General features: G+C 57.9%; 1 protein-coding gene. It reads left to right on the top strand.

Annotated elements, in window-relative coordinates:
* Positions 1-380 (top strand): AMP-binding protein (locus G9F48_RS19325; RefSeq protein ID WP_165409979.1); only part of this gene is annotated, 380 nt, incomplete at both ends.

The raw sequence follows: 380 nt of genomic DNA, 5'->3' as shown, positions 1-380 counted from the left end.
GCGGAGCTTCACGTCATTGACGAGGCGATCCGGCTGGATATCACCCGCTTAAATCACTATTTCGAGGAGAACGGCGTGACCATCACCTTCCTGCCGACGCAGCTGGCCGAACAATTTATGGAGCTGGAAAATACCTCTCTCCGCATGCTTCTCGTCGGAGGTGACAAGCTGAAGCGGGCGGTGAAACAGCCGTACACGATCGTCAACAACTACGGCCCGACGGAAAACACCGTCGTCGCGACAAGCGGCGTCATCAATCCTGAGGAAGGATCGCTTTCGATCGGACGGGCGATTGCCAATACGAGAGCTTATATTCTCGGCGACGGCGATCAGGTGCAGCCGGAAGGCATTGCCGGTGAATTGTGCGTGGCCGGCCGCGG

This window comes from Bacillus sp. EKM420B, from assembly GCF_011065565.1.
In the GTDB taxonomy this organism is placed as follows: Bacteria; Bacillota; Bacilli; order Bacillales; family Bacillaceae; genus Bacillus; species Bacillus velezensis.
Note: the sequence above shows the minus strand (reverse complement) of the source record. Positions and strands in the feature narration are given on the sequence as shown.